Source organism: Amycolatopsis sp. NPDC054798 (assembly GCF_053611505.1).
This window is the reverse complement of the sequence record NZ_JBSHAM010000016.1, coordinates 37,776-57,007: the sequence shown is the minus strand read 5'-3', so window position 1 is coordinate 57,007 and position 19,232 is coordinate 37,776. Positions and strand designations below refer to the sequence as shown.

Sequence of the window (19,232 nt, the reverse complement as noted above, 5' to 3'; positions counted from 1 at the left end):
GGCTGCGTCTGCTGGTCAGCTGAGCTCGTTGTCGACGAAATCGAAAACCTCCTCGTCCGAGGCGGATTCCAGGAGTTCGGCGGCGGAAAGCTCGCGGGTCTGCGTGCCGTCGTCCAGCGTGCGCAGCAACGCGGTCAGGCGCGCCCGTGCGGTTTCGCGTTGGCCGGCATTGCTCGCCAGCGCGGCGACGGCGTCCGCCAGCCGGTCCAGCTCCGCCTCGACTGCCTGCTCCGGGTCGCCGGCCAGCTCGGCACGGAGCAGCCGGGCGAGCGCGTTCGGGGTCGGCTGGTCGAACACGACGGTCACCGGAAGCGCGAGGCCGGTGGCCGCACTCAACCGGTTGCGCAAATCGACCGCGGTGAGCGAGTCGAATCCCTGGTCCTTGAACGCCAGCTCGGGATCGACCGAGTCCTGCCCGCGATGTCCGAGGACGGCCGCCACCGTCGAGCGCACCAGGTCCAGCAGCAGTTCTTCCTGCTCGCCCGGAGCCATCGTCGCCAGCTGGCTCGCGAGCGAACCGGCGCCGTCGGTGTCAGGCCCGGACGGCTCGGCGGCGGCGAGGATTCGCTGCGCGTCCGGCAGTTCGTCCAGCAGCGGCCGACGCCGGGCCGAGGTGAAGCGCGGCACGAAGCGTTCCCAATCGACATCGGCGACCGCCAGGAACGTCTCGTCCCGGGCCACGGCCTGCCGCAACGCGTCGAGCGCGAGGTCTGGAGACATCGGGAGGACACCGCGTCGGCGCAACTGCTCCTCGGCCGAGCGTTCCGCCGCCATGCCGGTTTCGCCCCACGCACCCCACGCGATCGACGTCGCCACCTGACCGCGGTCGCGCCGCGCTTGGGCGAGCGCGTCCAGGAACGCGTTGGCGGCCGCGTAGGCGCCTTGGCCGCCGCTGCCCCACACACCCGCGTTGGAGGAGAACAGCACGAACGCGTCCAGCTCCCGTTCGCCGAGGAGCGCGTCGAGGTTGATCGCGCCGTCGACCTTGGCGGCCAGCACCTCGGCGAACTCGGCGAGACTGGTCTCGGCCAGCGGAGCCATCGCGACCGCACCGGCGGTGTGCACGACGGCACGGACGTCAGAATGCTCGTCCAACAGGGCCGCGAGCGCCGCCCGGTCGGCCACGTCGCACGCGGCGACAGTCACCCGGGCACCCAGTCCTTCCAGTTCAGCGCACAACTCGGCCGCACCGGCGGCGTCCGGACCGCTCCGGCTGGTCAGCACGAGGTGTTCCGCGCCGTCGCGGGCCAGCGAACGCGCGACCCGCGAGCCGAGCGCACCGGTGCCTCCGGTGATCAGCACGGTTCCGCGCGGCTCCCAGCGCACCACGGGCTCGGTTTCCCGTTCAGGCACCCGTACCAGCCTGCGCGCGAACGTCCCCGACAGCCGCACCGCGACCTCGTCCTCGACCGGGTCGCCAGCGAGCAGGTTCGCGAACTGATCCCGGGCGCGCTGGTCGAACACGGCGGGCAGATCGATCAATCCACCCCAGCTGTCCGGGTACTCCAGTGCGACCACCCGGCCCAGACCCCAGACCTGCGCCTGCAGCGGATGGGGCAACGGCTCCGTCGCGCTGGTGGACACCGCGCCGTGCGTCACGCACCACAGGCGCGCTTTCACTCCGGCGTCGGCGAGCGCTTGGACCGCGAGCGCGGTCGCCGCGAGGCCGAGTTCCACTCGATGCTGCGGATGGTGTCCTTCGGCGAACGCGAGCAGCGACAGCACACCCGCAGGCGGCTCCGCGTCGAGCACGCTGCTGAGCCGATCGGCGAGCGTTACCCGGTCCAGTTCCGTCGCGTCGACCACCACTGGGGTTGTCCTGGCCCCGTGCGCGGACAGCGCGCCCAGCACTGCCGTCACCAGCTCGCTGTCCTCGTGTCCCGAAGGCACGAGCACCGGCCAGCTACCCGACAGCGGATTCGCCGTGGTTTCAGCGACAGGACGCCATTCCACCCGGTACCGCCAGCTGTCCACAGTGGACTTTTGACGGCTTCGTTCGCGCCAAGACCGCAACGCGGGCAAGACGGACTTGAGCGCGGTCTCGTCCACCTCCAGCAGGGTGCCGAGCTGCGCCGGGTCTTCTGCCTCGACGCTTTCCCAGAACCGGTCGTCGGCGAAGGACGGCGCGGCGACCGACGCGACTTCCGGCCAGTACCGCTCGTGCTGGAACGCATACGTCGGCAGGTCTACCCGGCGGCCCGAGAACAACGCGCCCCAGTCGACCGGCATACCGTGGACGTGCGCCTCCGCGAGCGACGCGAAGAACCGTTGGGCGGCACCGTCATCCCGTCGCAAAGAACCCACGACCGTCGCGGAAACTTCCTGTGCGGCCAGGGTTTCCTGGAGCGCGAGGGTCAGCACCGGATGCGGGCTGGTCTCCACGAAGACCCGGAACCCGTCGTCCGCCAGCACCCGGGTCGCCTTCTCCAGTTCCACGGTCTGGCGCAGGTTGCGGAACCAGTAGTCCGCGTCGAGCGCGGTGGTGCCCAGCCAGCCACCGGTCACTGTGGACAGGAACGGCACCGTCGCCGGAAGCGGGGTGATCGAACCGAGCAGCTCGGCCAGCTCCGCGCGGATTTCGTCCACGTGCGCGGAATGCGAGGCGTAGTCCACCGGAATCATCCTGGCTCGGATGTCCTCTCCGGACAGTTCCGCGCGCAGTTCCTCCACCGCACCCGGTTCGCCGGACACCACCAGCGAGCCCGGCCCGTTGATCGCCGCGACGGAAATCCGGTCGTCCCACTTCGCCAGCCTCGGCAGCAGTTCGTCCAGCGGCAGTGCCACCGACATCATCGCGCCCCGGCCGCTCAGCTCGCGCAATGCCTTGCTGCGCAACGCCACGACCTTGGCCGCGTCCGAAAGGGACAGCGCCCCGGCAACGCAGGCCGCCGCGATCTCTCCCTGGCTGTGCCCGATGACCGCGTCCGGTTCGACCCCGCACGCACGCCACAACCCGGCCAGCGACACCATCACGGCGAACAACGCGGGCTGGACGACGTCGACCCGGTCCATCGGCGGCGCGTCCGGCGCTCCCCGCAACACGTCGATCAGCGACCAGTCGACGTACTCCGACAAAGCCGCCGAACATTCCGCGATCCGCTCGGCGAACGCCGGGGAGGCGTCCATCAGATCGAGCGCCATCCCAGCCCACTGCGAACCCTGGCCCGGGAACACGAAGACGCACTTGCCCGCGTCCCGTTCCCGGCCCCGGACCAGACCCGGCGAATCGCCGCCGTCGGCGAGCGCGGCCAACCCTTCGGCGAGTTCGCCGCGATCGGCAGCCACGACCACGGCCCGCTCGGCAAACCGCGTGCGGGCCGCCAGAGTCGCTGCCGCGTCGGAAAGCGCCAGCTCCGGCTGACTGTCCACAAGAGAACTAAGCAGCCGAGCCTGCGCGCGAAGGGCAGCGTCGTTCTTCGCCGACAACACCCACGGCGGGTTCGCGGCGAAAACAGGTGTCGCGACCGGAGTGTCGACCGGCTGCTCCGGAGCTTGTTCGAGGATCACGTGCGCGTTCGTTCCGCTGATCCCGAACGACGACACCCCCGCACGCCGCGGCCGTCCCGCCTCCGGCCACTGCCTGGCCTCGGACAACAGCTCGACCGCGCCGGCCGACCAGTCCACCTGCGCCGAAGGCTCGTCGATGTGCAGACTCTTCGGCAGCAAACCGTGCCGCATCGCCAGCACCATCTTCATCACCCCAGCCACGCCCGCCGCGGCCTGCGTGTGGCCGAGATTCGATTTGATCGACCCGAGCCACAACGGCTCGTCCCGGTCTTGCCCGTAAGTCGCCAGCAACGCCTGCGCCTCGATCGGGTCGCCCAGCTTCGTCCCGGTGCCGTGCGCTTCCACCACGTCCACATCGGACGGTTTGAGCCCGGCGTTCGCCAGCGCCTGCCGGATCACCCGCTGCTGTGACGGGCCGTTCGGCGCCGTCAAACCGTTCGACGCGCCGTCCTGGTTCACCGCGCTGCCGCGCACCACCGCGAGCACTTCATGCCCGTTGCGCTGCGCATCCGACAGCCGCTCCACCAGCAAAACCCCGATGCCCTCGGAGAAACCGGCCCCGTCAGCGGCCGCCGCGAACGGCTTGCACCGGCCGTCCGGAGCCACACCCCGCTGGCGAGAGAATTCGGTGAAAATCCCCGGGGTCGACATCACCATCACGCCGGCGGCCAGCGCCAGCGAGCACTCCCCGGACCGCAGCGACTGCGCCGCGAGGTGCAACGCCACCAGCGACGACGAGCAGGCGGTGTCCACGCTGACCGCGGGCCCCTCGAACCCAAAGAGGTAGGAAAGCCGTCCGGACAGCACACTCGGCGAGTTGCCGGTGCCCACGTGCCCCGCCGATTCCCCGGAGCCCATCGCCATCAGGTTCATGTAATCCTGGCCGCTGGTCCCGGCGAAAACCCCTGCATCGCGCAGAGTCTCCGGAGCGATCCCGGCCCGTTCGAACGCCTCCCAGGAGGTTTCCAGCAGCAACCGCTGCTGCGGGTCCATCGCCAGCGCTTCCCGGGGCGAAATCCCGAAGAAGGTCGCGTCGAACTCGGCCGCGCCGGACAGGAACCCGCCTTCCCGGGTGTAGCTGGTGCCGTCCCCGTCCGGATCCGGGTCGTAGAGGGCGTCGAGGTCCCAGCCTCGGTCCGCGGGGAACCCGGAGATCGTGTCGATGCCGTCGGCGAGCACCCGCCAGAGGTCTTCCGGCGACCGCACGCCGCCGGGGAAACGGCAGGCCATTCCGACGATCGCCAGCGGCTCTTCGGACCTGGCCGCCGCTGCGGCCGGCACGGCGGCGGGCGAATCGTCGCCGAGCAATTCAGTGCGCAGGTACCCGGCTACCGCGACCGGCGTCGGGTAGTCGAAAACCAGCGTCGCGGGCAACCGCAGCCCGGTGACGGTGTTCAACCGGTTGCGGAGTTCGACCGCGGTCACCGAGTCGAAGCCGAGGTCCCGCAGCGCCTGGCGCGGCTCGACCTCCTCCGGACCGGAGTGCCCGAGCACGATCGCCGCCTGAGTGCGGACCGCGTCGAGCAGGAACCGGTCTCGGTCGGCTTCCGGCACGCGGGCGAGCCGTTGCGCGAAGGACGTTTCGTCCGTCCCTGAGTCCTCCGAGGCAGCCTCAGCACGGTCCGCTCGCCGGAGGTCCGGCAGGTCGGCCAGCAGCGGGCTCGGCCGGGTCGCGGTGAACGCGACGTGGAACCGGTCCCATTCGATGTCCGCGACGACAAGGTTCGTCTCGTCGTCACTCAACGCCTGATCGAGAGCGGCGAGCGCGAGGTCCGGCGCCATCTCGGGAACGCCGTGGCGTCGGAACACTTCCCCGACCGAACCGTCCGCCATGCCGCCGTCCGCCCACGGACCCCAGGCGATCGACGTCGCGACCAGCCCGTTCGCCCGCCGGTGCTCCGCCAGCGCGTCCAGGAACGCGTTGCCCGGCGCGTAGTTGCCGAGCCCAGGCGTGCCGACCACCGCCGACGTCGCGGAGAAAAGCACGAACATGCGCAGATCACGGTCTCGGGTGAGTTCGTGCAGGTTGACCGCCGCGGTCGCCTTCGCGCGCAGGACCGCGTTCATCCGCTCCGGGGTCAGCGAGGTGACCACGCCGTCGTCAAGCACCCCCGCGGCGTGCACGATCCCGTCGACCGGGATCCGGCCGAGCAGGTCGGCCGCCGCCTCGCGGTCCGCCACGTCACAGGCCGCGATCGTCACCCGGACGCCGAGCGCGGCGAGTTCCGCTTCGAGCTCGGCGGCCCCTGGTGCCGCAGGACCGCGACGGCTGGTGAGCACCAGATGCTCCGCGCCCCGTCCGGCAAGCCACCGCGCCACCCGTGCGCCCAGAGCGCCGGTTCCGCCGGTCACCAGCACCGTCGACGGTGCCCGCCACCCGCTGTTCCGGGCGGCTCCGGCGCGCACCAACCGGCGTCCGAACACGCCGGACGCGCGCACCGCCACCTGGTCCTCGGTGCCGCCGAGCACCGCCGCCAGCCGGGCGAGCGCACGCTCGTCCAGCGTTTCCGGCAGGTCGATCAGCCCGCCCCAGCGATCCGGATGCTCCAGCGCCGCGACCCGGCCCAGGCCCCAGGCCATCGCCTGCGCCGAGCTGGCCTGCTGGTCGAAGCGATCGACCGACACCGCACCCCGCGTCACTGTCCACAGTGGCGCAGAACTGTCTACTGTGGTCAATGCGCGAAGCACGTTCACCGTTGCGGCCAGCCCGCGCGGCACCGCGTCGAACTCCGCCAGCGGCCGATCGTCCAGCGTGAGCAACGACAACACTCCGGCCACCGGTCCGTCCGCCAGCGCCTCGGCCAGCTGGTCGGCCACCGTCTCCGGATTGTCGACCACTACGCGACGGCCCGAGATTCCGTCCACCAATGCGCTGGCCCATTCGTCGTGCTCGGCCGGGACGACGACCAGCCACGTGCCTCGCGTGGCCGCGGAGATGTCCGGAAGGCGCTTCCATGACACCCGGTAGCGCCACCGGTCCACTGTGGACTCCTGTTGCCGCCGCTGCCGCCAGGACGACAGCACCGGCAGCACCGCCTCCAGCGACTGCACCTCGTCGCCCTCGACCGCCAGTGTCGCAGCTACCGCGTCAAGATCCGCGCGTTCGACGGCCTCCCAGAACTCGGCGTCCACCGGCTCGGCCGTCGCGGGCTCGACCGGTTCCGGCCAGTAGCGCTGCCGCTGGAAGGGATAGGTGGGCAAGTCGGCTTTGCGGGCCCCGGTCCCGGCGAAGAAGACATCCCAGTCGACGGTGCCGCCGTGCGCGAAAACCTCGCCAAGGGAGGCGGTGAACCGGTCCAGGCCGCCCTCGTCCCGGCGCAGCGTGCCTACCGCCGCCGCGGCCGTGCCGTCGATCGTCTCCTGCAATCCGGGAACCAGCACCGGATGCGGGCTGACCTCCACGAACACCCGGTAGCCATCAGCCAGCAGCTTGCGGGTGGCTTTCTCGAACTCCACGGTGTTGCGCAGGTTCCGGTACCAGTACTCCGCGTCCATCCCGGCGGTATCGAACAGTTCGCCCGACACCGCCGAGTAGAACGGCACCTCACCGGACACCGGAGACACCGGAGCCAGCACCTCGCGGAGTTCTTCATGGATCTGCTCGACGTGCGCCGAATGCGAGGCGTAGTCCACCGGGACCTTCTTGGCCCGCACACCATCCCGTTCGCACTCCGCGATCAACTCGTCCAGTGCGTCCGGATCGCCCGACACCACCACGGAGCCCGGACCGTTCACCGCCGCCACCGAGAGCCGGTGACCAAGCCGCGCCCGCACCTTCTTGACCGGCTCAGCGACCGACACCATCCCGCCCTTGCCGGACAGCACCGTCAACGCCTTGCTCCGCAACGCCACGACCCGCGCGCCATCCTGCAAAGACAAACCACCAGCCACCACCGCAGCCGCGATCTCACCCTGACTGTGCCCGACCACCGCAGCCGGACGCACCCCGTGCGCCCGCCACACCTCAGCCAACGAGACCATCACTGCCCACAGGACCGGCTGTACTACATCCAGCCGCTCCAACGAGGATCCGTCCCTAAGGACGTCGAGCAACGACCAGTCCACAAAGGACTCCAGAGCCGCCGCGCACTCACTCAGCCGCTCCGCGAACACCGGACTCGACTCCAGCAACCCCAGAGCCATCCCGACCCACTGCGAACCCTGACCAGGGAAGACGAAAACAACATCCCCAGCCTCCGCAGCCACCTCCGACGGCCGGTCACCCGCAGCCACCGCGTCCAGACCCCGAAGCAACTCGTCCCGGTCACGACCCACCACGGCAACCCGGCGATCCAACGCAGCACGAGCCGTCGCCAACGAAAACGCCACGTCAGTCAGACTCGCCCCGCCCGGCAGCCCAGCCGCCAGCCGACGAGCCTGCTCCCGCACCGCCGCGTCACTCTTGCCCGACAGCACCCACGGCACCACGGCCAACTCACGGCCAGGCTCTGCGACAGACTCGTCCGGAACCTGCTCGACAATCACGTGCGCGTTGGTCCCGCTGATCCCGAACGAAGAGACCCCGGCCCGGCGCGGCCGGTCGTCCGGCCATTCCCTGGACTCCGTCAGCAACTCCACCGCACCAGCCGACCAGTCCACATGCGACGACGGCTCGTCAACATGCAAGCTCTTCGGCAACAAACCGTGCCGCATCGCCAGCACCATCTTCATCACACCGGCGACACCCGCAGCCGCTTGGGTATGCCCGATATTGGACTTCACCGACCCCAGCCACAACGGCTGCTCCCGGTCCTGCCCGTAAGTCGCCAGCAACGCCTGCGCCTCAATCGGATCGCCCAAAGTGGTCCCGGTTCCGTGCGCCTCCACCGCGTCCACATCAGACGGTTTCAATCCAGCGCTGGCCAACGCAGAACGAATCACCCGCTGCTGCGAAGGGCCATTCGGAGCCGTCAACCCATTCGACGCGCCATCCTGGTTCACCGCCGACCCACGCACCACCGCCAGCACGGAATGCCCATTCCGCCGAGCGTCCGACAACCGCTCCACCAAAAGCAGCCCGACACCCTCGCCCCAGCCAGTGCCGTCCGCAGCCTCCGCGAACGGCTTGCACCGGCCGTCCGCGGACAACCCGCGCTGCCGGGAAAACTCCACGAACGTCTCCGGAGTCGACATGACCGTCACGCCACCGGCCAACGCCAGCGAACACTCCCCAGACCGCAACGACTGCACCGCGAGATGCAACGCCACCAACGACGACGAACACGCGGTATCCACCGTCACCGCAGGGCCTTCAAAGCCGAACACATACGACACCCGCCCCGACAGCACGCTCGCGGCGTTCCCGGTCAGCCGGTGCCCCTCGGCCTCGTCGTCAGCCCGGTCGAAGCTTCCGTACCCGGAAGAGCCCGCCCCGACGAACACCCCGGTCGCGCTGCGGCGCAACGATTCCGGGTCGATGCCCGCCCGCTCGAACACCTCCCACGACGTCTCCAGCACCAACCGCTGCTGCGGATCCATCGCCAGCGCTTCCCGGGGAGAAATCCCGAAGAACCGCGCGTCGAAGTCCGTTGCCTCGTAGAGGAATCCACCTTCGCGCGTGTAGCTGGTGCCGCGGTGCTCCGGGTCCGGGTCGTACAGCGTCTCGACATCCCAGCCCCGGTTTCCGGGGAAGCCCGAGATCACGTCGGCCCCGCTGGAAACCAGGTCCCAGAACTGCTCCGGCGAACTCACACCGCCCGGATAGCGGCACCCCATCGCCACGATCGCGATCGGATCGTCAGTGACCGCACCGGCCGAGGCGACCACGGGCGTCTCCGCTTCGGCTCCGACCAGTTCCGCGCGCAGGTGCTCGGCGAGCGCTCGCGGGGTCGGATGGTCGAACACGACCGTGGTGCTCAGCCGGACTCCGGTCACCGCGTTCAACCGATTGCGCAATTCGACCGCGGTCAGCGAATCAGCGCCCAGCTCCCGGAAGGTCTTGCCCACCTCGACCGACTCGGCCGAACCGTGCCCGAGAACCCGCGCCGTTTCCTCCCGCACCAGCCCGAGCAGCAGCCGATCCTGTTCTCCCCGGGACTGGCCCGCCAGCCGCTGTTCAAGCGACGACTCAGTACGACGTCCGGCCGCGGAACGCCGGACCGTCCGCCGGACCAGGCCGCGGAAGATCGAGGCGACAGTCTCCTGGCCGCTGAGATCGACCGGCACCGGCGCGAGAAGCGCGCGACCGCTGCTGAGCGCCACGTCGAACAGCGCGAGGCCTTCCTCGTCCGACAGCGGCCGGATCCCGTCCCGGGCGAGCCGGGCGAGGTCGGTTTTGCCCAGCAGGTCCACCATGCCGCCGGAGTGCTCCCACACGCCCCACGCCAGCGACACCGCCGGCAGTCCCTGTGCGCGACGCTGCTGCGCGAGAGCGTCCAGGAACGCGTTCGCGGCGGCGTAGTTGCCCTGTCCGGGCCCGCCGATCAGGCCCGCGATCGAGGAGAACAGGACAAACGCGCGCAGGTCGTGTTCGCGGGTCAGTTCGTGCAGGTTCAGCGCCACGTCGGCCTTCGGCCGCATGACCGCGGCCAGCCGCTCCGGGGTCAACGATTCGAGGAGACCGTTGTCCAGCGCACCGGCGGCGTGAACGACACCGGTCAAGGGGTGCTCGGCCGGAATCGCGCCCAGCACCCGGGCCAACGCGTCCCGATCCGCCGCGTCGCAAGCCACCGCAGTCGCTTCCGCCCCGAGGGCGGCCAGCTCTGCCGTCAACTCCGCCGCTCCCGGCGCGTCCGCGCCCCGGCGGCTGGCCAGCACGAGGTGCCGGACCCCATGCGCGGTAACCAAATGCCGGGCCACCAGACCGCCGAGCGCACCCGTGCCGCCGGTGATCAGCACCGTTCCCTCGGGAGCCAGCTCGACAGCCGAACCCTCACCAGCCGGTACCCGCGCCAACCTCGGTGCCCGCAGCACACCTTCACGCACCGCGAGCTGCGGTTCGCCCACGCTCAGCGCTTCAGGCAAACGCTCCAGCGAAGCCGGGCTGTCGTCGAGGTCAAGCAACACGAACCGGCCCGGATTCTCCGACTGCGCCGACCGCACCAGTCCCCAGGCCGCGCCCGCCGCGAGGTCCCGGACACCCTCCTCCGGCTCCACGGCCACTGCACCGCGCGTCACCACCACCAGCCGCGAATCCGCGAACCGTGCCGTGCCCAGCCACGTCTGCGCCAGAGCCAAGAAGTCGGCGGCCGGACGGCACTCAATGAACACCACGTCCGGCGTCGCACCGCTGTCGACGAGCGCCGCCAGATCCGGATACCGGTCCGCGTCGATGCCGAGTTCCCCCAGCACCGCCCAATGACCGGTCTCGGCCGCGGCACCCGTCGGCACCTCGGCCCACTCCACCCCGAACAACGACTCCACGAACCCGGCCGGGCGGCCCAGCTGCCCGTCCGCCGGACGCAGCGTCAGAGATTCGATCGAGGCGACCGGCGCGCCCGCCGCATCGGCGAGTTCGACGGAGACCGCGTCCGGACCGAGAGGAGAAAGCTTCACCCGCAAGGCCGACGCCCCCGAGGCGTACACGGTCACGCCCGCCCAGGAAGCCGCCAACTGCGGCCGGTCAGCCCCAGCGGCGAGGTGCAAAGCCGCGTCCAGCAGCGCCGGATGCACCGTGAACGCACCGGCTTCGGTCTCGTCCGGCAACGCGACTTCGGCGAACACCACGTCGTCCTGCCGCCACGCTGCGGTCAAACCCTGGAACATCGGCCCGAAAGCCAAGCCCAGCTCAGCCTGCTGGCGGTAAAAGTCCTCGACCGGCACAGCGGACGCACCTCGCGGCGGCCATTCGGTCAGCTCGAACTCCGGCGCGGCACCACCCGGCGAAACGAAGCCGGTGACCTGCTGGGTCCACGGTTGCTCACCGTCGTCCGGCCGGGCGTACACCGCCAACGGCCGGGCTCCGGTCGAAGCGGGTTCGCCCACCTTGACCTGAACCTGGACCCCGCCGCGCGAAGGCAGCACCAGCGGCGCCTGCACGGTCAGCTCGTCCAGCGTCGCGCATCCGACCTGGTCAGCGGCCCGCACCGCCAGCTCCACGAAACCGGCCGCCGGGAACACCGCCGACCCCAGCACCTCGTGCCCGGCCAGCCACGGATGGGTCTCCACCGACAACCGGCCGGTCAGCACCACCCCGTCCGAATCCGGCAACGCCAGCGCCGCGCCCAGCAACGGATGCCCGGCCGGAGCAAGCCCCATGCCGCGCGCGTCTCCGGCGGTATTCGGCAAGAGCCAGTACCGCTGCCGCTGGAACGCATACGTCGGCAGCGAAACCCGGCGCGCGCCGGTGCCCGCGAAGAACGCCTCCCAGTCCACTGTGGACCCGGACACGAACAACTGGCCGACGGCCTCGGTCAACGCCGCTGTTTCGCCGCGGTCCTTGCGCAGCACCGGAATCAGCGCTGCGTCGGAATCGAGGGAATCCCCGATCATCGCGGTCAGCACACTGCCGGGGCCGATCTCAACGAAGCGCGCGACCCCTTGTGCCGCCAGCTCGCGGACCCCGTCGCCGAACCGCACGGTCTCGCGGACGTGCCGCACCCAGTACTCGGCGGAGAACTCGGCGATCAACTCACCGGACACATTGGACACGACCGGAACGCGCGGTTCGTGGTACTCGACGCTCTCGGCTACCCGGCGGAACTCGGCGAGCATCCCGTCCATCCGGTGCGAGTGGAACGCATGGCTCACCCGCAGGCGTTTGACCCGCCGTCCTCGCGTTTCCCAGTCTCCGGCGATCTCCAGCACCCGGTCCTCATCGCCGGAAACCACCACCGAACCGGGCGCGTTGACCGCCGCGATGCTCGCGCGCGCGTCCGGGCCGGACAGCATCGGCGCCACCTCGGCCTCGTCGGCCTGGATCGCCACCATGGCCCCGCCCGGCGGGAGGGCCTGCATCAACCGGCCGCGCGCGGCGACCAGCGCGACCGCGTCGTCCAGGTCGAGCACCCCGGCGAGATGCGCCGCCGCCAGTTCGCCGACCGAATGCCCGCCCACGAAATCGGGGGTGATCCCCCACGACTCCAGCAGCCGGGCCAGCGCGACCTCGATCGCGAACAACCCGATCTGGGTCCATTCCGTCTGATGCACCAATTCCGCGTCCGGCGAGCCCTCGGCGGCGAACACGACGTCTCGCAACGCCCGTGCCGACGAAGGATCGAACCGCTCGCACACCGCGTCGAACGCCTCGGCGAACACCGGGAACCGCTCGTGCAGCTCCCGGCCCATCCCCGGACGTTGCGAGCCCTGACCGGCGAACACGAACGCGGTCTTGCCTTCGACGGGCGTCCCGGCAGCCACAGAGTCCAGTCCGGCCAGCAGCTCCGCGGTGCTCTCGCCGGTCACGACGGCGCGGTGTTCCAGCGCGGCCCGCCCGGACGCCAGCGAGTACGCCACATCCACCGCCGAGTGTCCGGCAGCGGAGGCAAGTCGGCTGGCTTGTGCCCGCAACGCTTCGGGAGTCTTGGCCGAAAGCACCCACGGCACCACGTCCAGCGTGCGGCTCGGCTCTTTTTCGACCGTCGGCGCTTCCGGAGCCTGCTCGACGATCACGTGTGCGTTGGTCCCGCTGATCCCGAACGAAGAAACCCCGGCCCGGCGCGGCCGGTCGTCCGGCCATTCCCTGGCCTCGGACAACAACTCCACCGCACCGGCGGACCAGTCCACCTGCGACGAAGGCGCATCGATGTGCAGGCTCTTCGGCAGCATCCCGTGCCGCATCGCCAGCACCATCTTCATCACCCCGGCGACCCCCGCCGCGGCCTGGCTGTGCCCGATGTTCGACTTCACCGACCCCAGCCACAACGGCCGTTCCCGGCCCTGCCCGTAGGTCGCCAGAATCGCCTGCGCCTCGATCGGATCACCGAGCCGGGTACCCGTCCCGTGCGCCTCGACAGCGTCCACATCGGACGGTTCCAGTCCGGCATTCGCCAGCGCCGACCGGATCACCCGCTGCTGCGAAGGACCGTTCGGTGCCGTCAAACCGTTCGACGCGCCGTCCTGGTTCACCGCGCTGCCGCGAAGCACAGCCAGCACTTCGTGTCCGTTGCGCTGGGCGTCGGAAAGCCGCTCCAGCAAAAGGATTCCCACGCCCTCGGAGAACCCGGCCCCGTCCGCGGCCGCCGAGAACGACTTGCACCGCCCGTCCGACGCCAGCCCGCCGTTGCGCGCGAACTCCTCGAAAACCGTGGGATTCGACAACACAGTCGCCCCGCCGGCCAGCGCGAGCGTGCATTCGCCGGATCGCAGCGACTGCGCCGCCAGATGCAAGGCCACCAACGACGACGAACACGCCGTGTCCACGGTGACCGCTGGCCCCTCGAAACCGAACACGTACGAAACCCGGCCCGACGCGACGCTCCCGGCGCTGCCGTTGCCCAGATAAGCCGCTACGCCCTCGGGAACCGAGCCGAGCCGTGCGCCGTAGTCGTGATACATCAGGCCCGCGAACACTCCGGTCGCGCTACCCCGCAACGACTCCGGGTCGATGCCCGCCCGTTCGAAGACCTCCCACGACGTCTCTAGCAGCAACCGCTGCTGCGGATCCATCCCCTGCGCCTCGCGCGGCGAAATCCCGAAGAACGCGGGATCGAACTCCCCCGCACCGGACAGGAACCCGCCCTCGCGAGCGAATCCGTTGCCGGAACTCGGTGTCTGCCAGCCACGGTCGGCAGGGAACGCCGACACCGCGTCGCGTCCTCCGTCGAGCAGTTCCCAGAAGGCTTCCGGGGTATCGATGCCAGCGGGGAAACGGCAGGCCATCGACACGACGGCGATCGGTTCGTCCGGTGCCGCGCGCACCACCGCCGGTCCGGTCGGCGCAGCCTCGGCACCGAACAGCTCCGCACGCAAGAACGCGGTGACCGCGGCCGGGGTCGGATGGTCGAATTGCAAGGTGGTGGGCAGCCGCCGCCCGAGAGCGGTCACCAGCTGGTTGCGCAGTTCGACGGCGGTGAGCGAATCGAAACCGATCTCGCGGAAGGTCAGATTCGGTTTGATCGCCTCGGCGTTTTCCCGTCCGAGCACAGCAGCGGCGCGGGACCGCACGAGGTCGAGCAGCGCCTCCTTCTGCGCGGCCGGCGACATCGTGGTCAACCGCCGGACGAACTCGGTGCCGTTCACGACGGATTCCGCGGTGTCGTCCGCGCCTCGCAGGACGCGCGCGGCGGACGGCACCTGGTCGAACAGCGCGCTGGGACGGCTGGAAACGAAGGCCGGAACGAATCGCGCCCAGTCGACCTCAGTGATCGCGACCGCGGTCTCGCCACGCCCAACCGCCTGCGCCAGCCCGGCGAACGCGGTGTCCAGGTCCATCAACGGCAATCCGCGACGGCGCACCGACTCACGCCGGTTCGGTGAGTCGAGCATGCCCCAGGCGATCGACGTCGCGGTCTGCCCACTGTCGCGACGCTGCCGGGCCAGGGCGTCGAGGTAGCTGTTCGCGGCGGCGTACGCGCCGAGATCCGCTCCGCCCCACACTCCGGCGACCGACGAGAACAGCACGAACGCGTCCAGGTCCTGGTCCCGCAGCAGAGCGTCCAGGTTGGCGGCACCGCCTGCCTTCGCCGCGACGCTCTCGGCGAACTCCTCAGGACTGCTCTCGGCCAACGCCGCTGGCCGCAGCACCGCAGCCGCGTGGACCACGGCTCGCACCCGGTCCCCGTCCGCGGCCAGGCCGGACAGCAGCGTCTCCAGGGCGTCGCGATCGTTCACGTCGCACGCGGCGAGCGTGACCCGCACGCCAAGCTCCGCGCGCAGCTCGGCCATGCCCTCCGCCGCCTCGCCCCGGCGGCTGACCAGCACCAGATGCTCCGCCCCGTGGCGGGCCAGCCACCTGGCGATCGACGGCCCGAGTTCCCCGGTCGCCCCGGTGACCAGGACGGTTCCCCGCGGCACCCAGGTCTCGCGGCTGTCTTCGCCGAGCGGGGCGGGTTCGAGACGGCGGCCGAACAACCCGGTCGAACGCAGCGCGAGCTGGTCCTCGCCCTCGATTCCGCCCAGCGCGCCGGCCAGCCGGGCTCGGGCGCGGTCGCCGAGGGTTTCCGGCAGATCGATCAACCCGCCCCAGCGAGCGGGGTGTTCAAGTGCGGCGACCCGGCCGAGCCCCCACGCCATGGCCTGCACCGGACTGACGGAATCGGACTCCGCCGCCGAAACCGCACCGGCGGTCGCCACCCAGATCCGCGCGGGCGCGCCGACCCGGATCAGCGCGAGCGTCCCGGCCAGCCCCACGCTGAGCGCCGGGTGCCGGGAATGCGGCCGCTCGTCCAACGCCCACAGGGACAACACCCCGGCGAACGGTGCCGATTCGAGCAGCGCGGCCAGGGTCTCGGTGTCCTCGGTGTCGTCTTCGGTGACCTCGACCAGCCGGGCTTCCGCGCCGCGCTCGGTCAACGCGCGAACGCACCCGTCCGCACGCGGGTCGTCAGCCAAGCCTTGCGGCACGAGCACCAGCCACTGCCCAGCCAGCGCGTCCGCCGCCCGGCCGGTGACCGGCCGCCAGCCGACGCGATGCCGCCAAGAGTCCACTGTGGACGTCTGCGTCTTCCGGCTGCGCCAGGACGCCAGCGCGGGCAACGCGTCGTTCAGTGTCGTCGCGCCGTCCACGTCCAGCACCGAAGCCAGCTCACCACGGTCGACCGCGTTCCAGAACTCGTCGTCGAGCGGACGCTGACCCGATTCGGCAGGCACTTCCGGCCAGTACCGCGCGCGCTGAAAGGCATACGTCGGCAGGGCGACCCGGCAGGCGGCGGGCAAGGCGGCGGTCCAGTCGATCCGAACGCCGCGAACGTGTGCCTCCGCGGCCGAGGCCAGCAACCGCTGGTGGTCGCCCTCGCCGAGGCGGAGGGTGTGCACCGCGGCGACCTGCGCGCCGTGGTCGTCGGCGATGTCCTGGACCGGGACCGACAGCATCGGGTGCGGACCCGGTTCGACGAAGACGTCGAAGCCCTCGTCCAGCAAGGTCCGCACGGCCTGGTCGAAGTGCACGGTCTGGCGGAGATTCCGGAACCAGTAGCCGGCGTCCAGTTCAGCGGTGTCCAGGAACCCGCCGGTCACGGTCGAACAGAACCGGATCGGCGAACTCCGCGGCACGATCCCGCCGACCGCTTCCCGCAGTTCCGCGCGGATCGACTCGATCTGCGGCGAGTGCGAGGCGAAGTCCGCCTGGATGCGAGCCGCCCGCACCCCGGCCTCGGCCAGCGTGTCCGCCAGCCGGTCGACGGCCTCCGGGCTGCCCGCGACAGTGACCGTGCGAGGCCCGTTCACCGCGGCGACCGCCAGTCCGTCACCGGCTTCCGCCAGCAATGTCTCGACCTCGGCCACCGGCGCGGACACCGACAGCATCGCGCCGTGCCCGGCCAGCTTCGCCGCGATCAACTGGCTGCGCGAGGCGATCAGCCGCGCCGCGTCCTGCAGCGTCAAGGCCCCGGCGACGTGCGCCGCAGCGATCTCTCCTTGGGAATGCCCGATCACCGCGGCCGGCACCACGCCCAGCGAGCGCCAGACCGCCGCGAGCGACACCATCACCGTGAACAGCGCGGGCTGCACCACGTCGACCCGCGACAACGGCGGGGCGCCTCGACGCCCGCGCACCACATCGATCAACGACCAGTCCAGGTACGGCTCGAACGCCTGCGCGCACGCCTCGACCGACTCCGCGAACACCGGCGACGAGTCCCACAGACCCGCGCCCATTCCCTTCCACTGCCCACCGGCCCCGGAGAACACCAGCACGGTCCGGCCGCTGGCCTCGGCCGCACCGCGAACCACGTCCGGGTGCGCACCGCCGGTGGCCACGGCGTCCAGCCCGGCCACCAGGTCGCCGCGATCAGCTCCGACCACCACAGCGCGCTGCTCGAACGCCGACCGGCCGGTGGCCAGCGAATACGCCACGTCCGCCGTCGCCAGTTCCGGATGCTCCCGGACATGCTCGGCCAAACTCGCCGCCTGCGCGCGCAACGCCGCCTCGGAACGGCCGGAAACCACCCACGGCACCGGAACCGTCGCGGCTTCCGTTTCGGGTTCCTCCGGTTGCGACGACGGCTCGGCGAGCACGACGTGACAGTTCGCCCCGCCCATGCCGACCGCGCTCACTCCCGCGATCAGCGGCCGGTCCGCCCGCGGCCAGTCCGCCAGCTCCCGCTGGACCCGCAAACCCAGTTCAGGCAGGGGAATCGCCGGATTCGGAGCCTCGTAGTTGAGGCTCGGCGGGATTTGCCGGTGCTTGATCGCGAGCACCGCCTTGAGCAGGCCCGCGATTCCCGCGGCGGCGCCGAGGTGGCCGATGTTGGTCTTGATCGAGCCGACCCGCAACGGGTCTTCCCGCCCGGTACCGAGCACCGCCCCCAGCGCGGCCGCCTCGACGGGATCGCCCGCCTTGGTGCCGGTGCCGTGCAATTCCACGTACTGGACGTCCGACGGCACGACGCCGGCATTCCGGTACGCCGACCGCAAGTTGTCTTCCTGCGCAACGGGATTCGGATCGGTCAGGCCGTTGCCGCCGCCGTCGTGGTTCACCGCGCTGCCGCGGATCACGCAATGCACGAGGTCGCCGTCCTCGAGCGCACGGGAGAGCGGCTTGAGAACGACCGCGCCGCCGCCTTCGCCGAGCACCGTGCCGTCCGCCCTGGCGTCGAAGACGAAACACCGCCCGGACGGGGACAACGCGCCGAGTTTCGCCAGCGTGGCAGTGTTTTCCGGCGTGACGGCCAGGTTCACCCCGCCCGCGATCGCCAGCGAAGCCTCGCCCCGGCGCAGGCTCTCGCACGCGAGGTGCACCGCTACCAGCGAGGACGCCTGAGCCGAATCGACCGTGAGGCTGGGGCCGTGCAGTCCCAGCACGTAGGAAACGCGGTTGGAGATGATGCCGCGGTTGATTCCGGTGGCAGTATGGGGCGTCAGCCCGGCCGACCCGGCGCGCAGCAGCAGCCGTTCGTAGTCCCCGGAACTCGCGCCGATGAAAACCCCGGTGCGGCTTCCGCGCAGGCTGTCGGCGGCGAGACCGGCTTCTTCGATCGCTTCCCAGGCCAGTTCGAGCATCAACCGCTGCTGGGGATCCATCGCCACTGCTTCGCCCGGCGAGATGCCGAAAAAGGCCGGATCGAATTGGTCGATCGCGTCCAGGAAACCGCCTCGGCGGTAATCTCCGAATCCGCTTCCGGGAAACTCCGCGTTAACCGGGGAGTCCGTTTCCCATCGGCCGGCCGGAATCTCGACGATACCGTCCGAGCCATGTGCGAGCAATCGCCACAGCGCGGCCGGTCCGGAAGCGCCCGGCAGCCGGCACGCGAGGCCGACGACCGCGATCTCCTCGCCGGTCAGATCCGGACTGGAGTTCTCCTCGCGAAACAGAGCAGTCACGGCAGTACTCGACCCCCACCATCCGCACGTCGTTGGCACATCCCAGCAACAGCGGCGACCGCGGCGTCCCGCCCGGGCAGTCGTCGCCGGATTTCGGCGGCATCGAATCTGGCCGCAACAATGCGATCGGAGACTTCGACGCGGCCGGTGAATCAAGAAACCGGATACTCTAATATTTCGTCGTCAAGTTCGCCAGCCCCAGTGCAGGTGATTGCCGATTTCCGTCAGTCTCCGCAGCTTGCGTGATCTTCCGCAGCTTACGTGCCGCCCTGTCGCCCGTAAAGGCGGCCGATCCGGCTCCGCGCTCGTCCGCACAATCGTCTCCTTGCGGCCGCGACGTTCAGTCGCAATCGTGGGCGGCACCGGCA

Annotated in this window: 1 protein-coding gene; it reads right to left on the bottom strand. The window is 70.5% G+C overall.

The features are described 5' to 3' along the window. Positions 1-15 precede the first annotated feature (15 nt). Positions 16-18,864 carry a type I polyketide synthase gene (locus ACWGIC_RS13165; protein WP_452076134.1) on the bottom strand — a complete coding sequence of 6,283 codons (18,849 nt, stop codon included), beginning with the start codon at positions 18,862-18,864 and terminating at the stop codon, positions 16-18. Positions 18,865-19,232 lie beyond the last annotated feature (368 nt).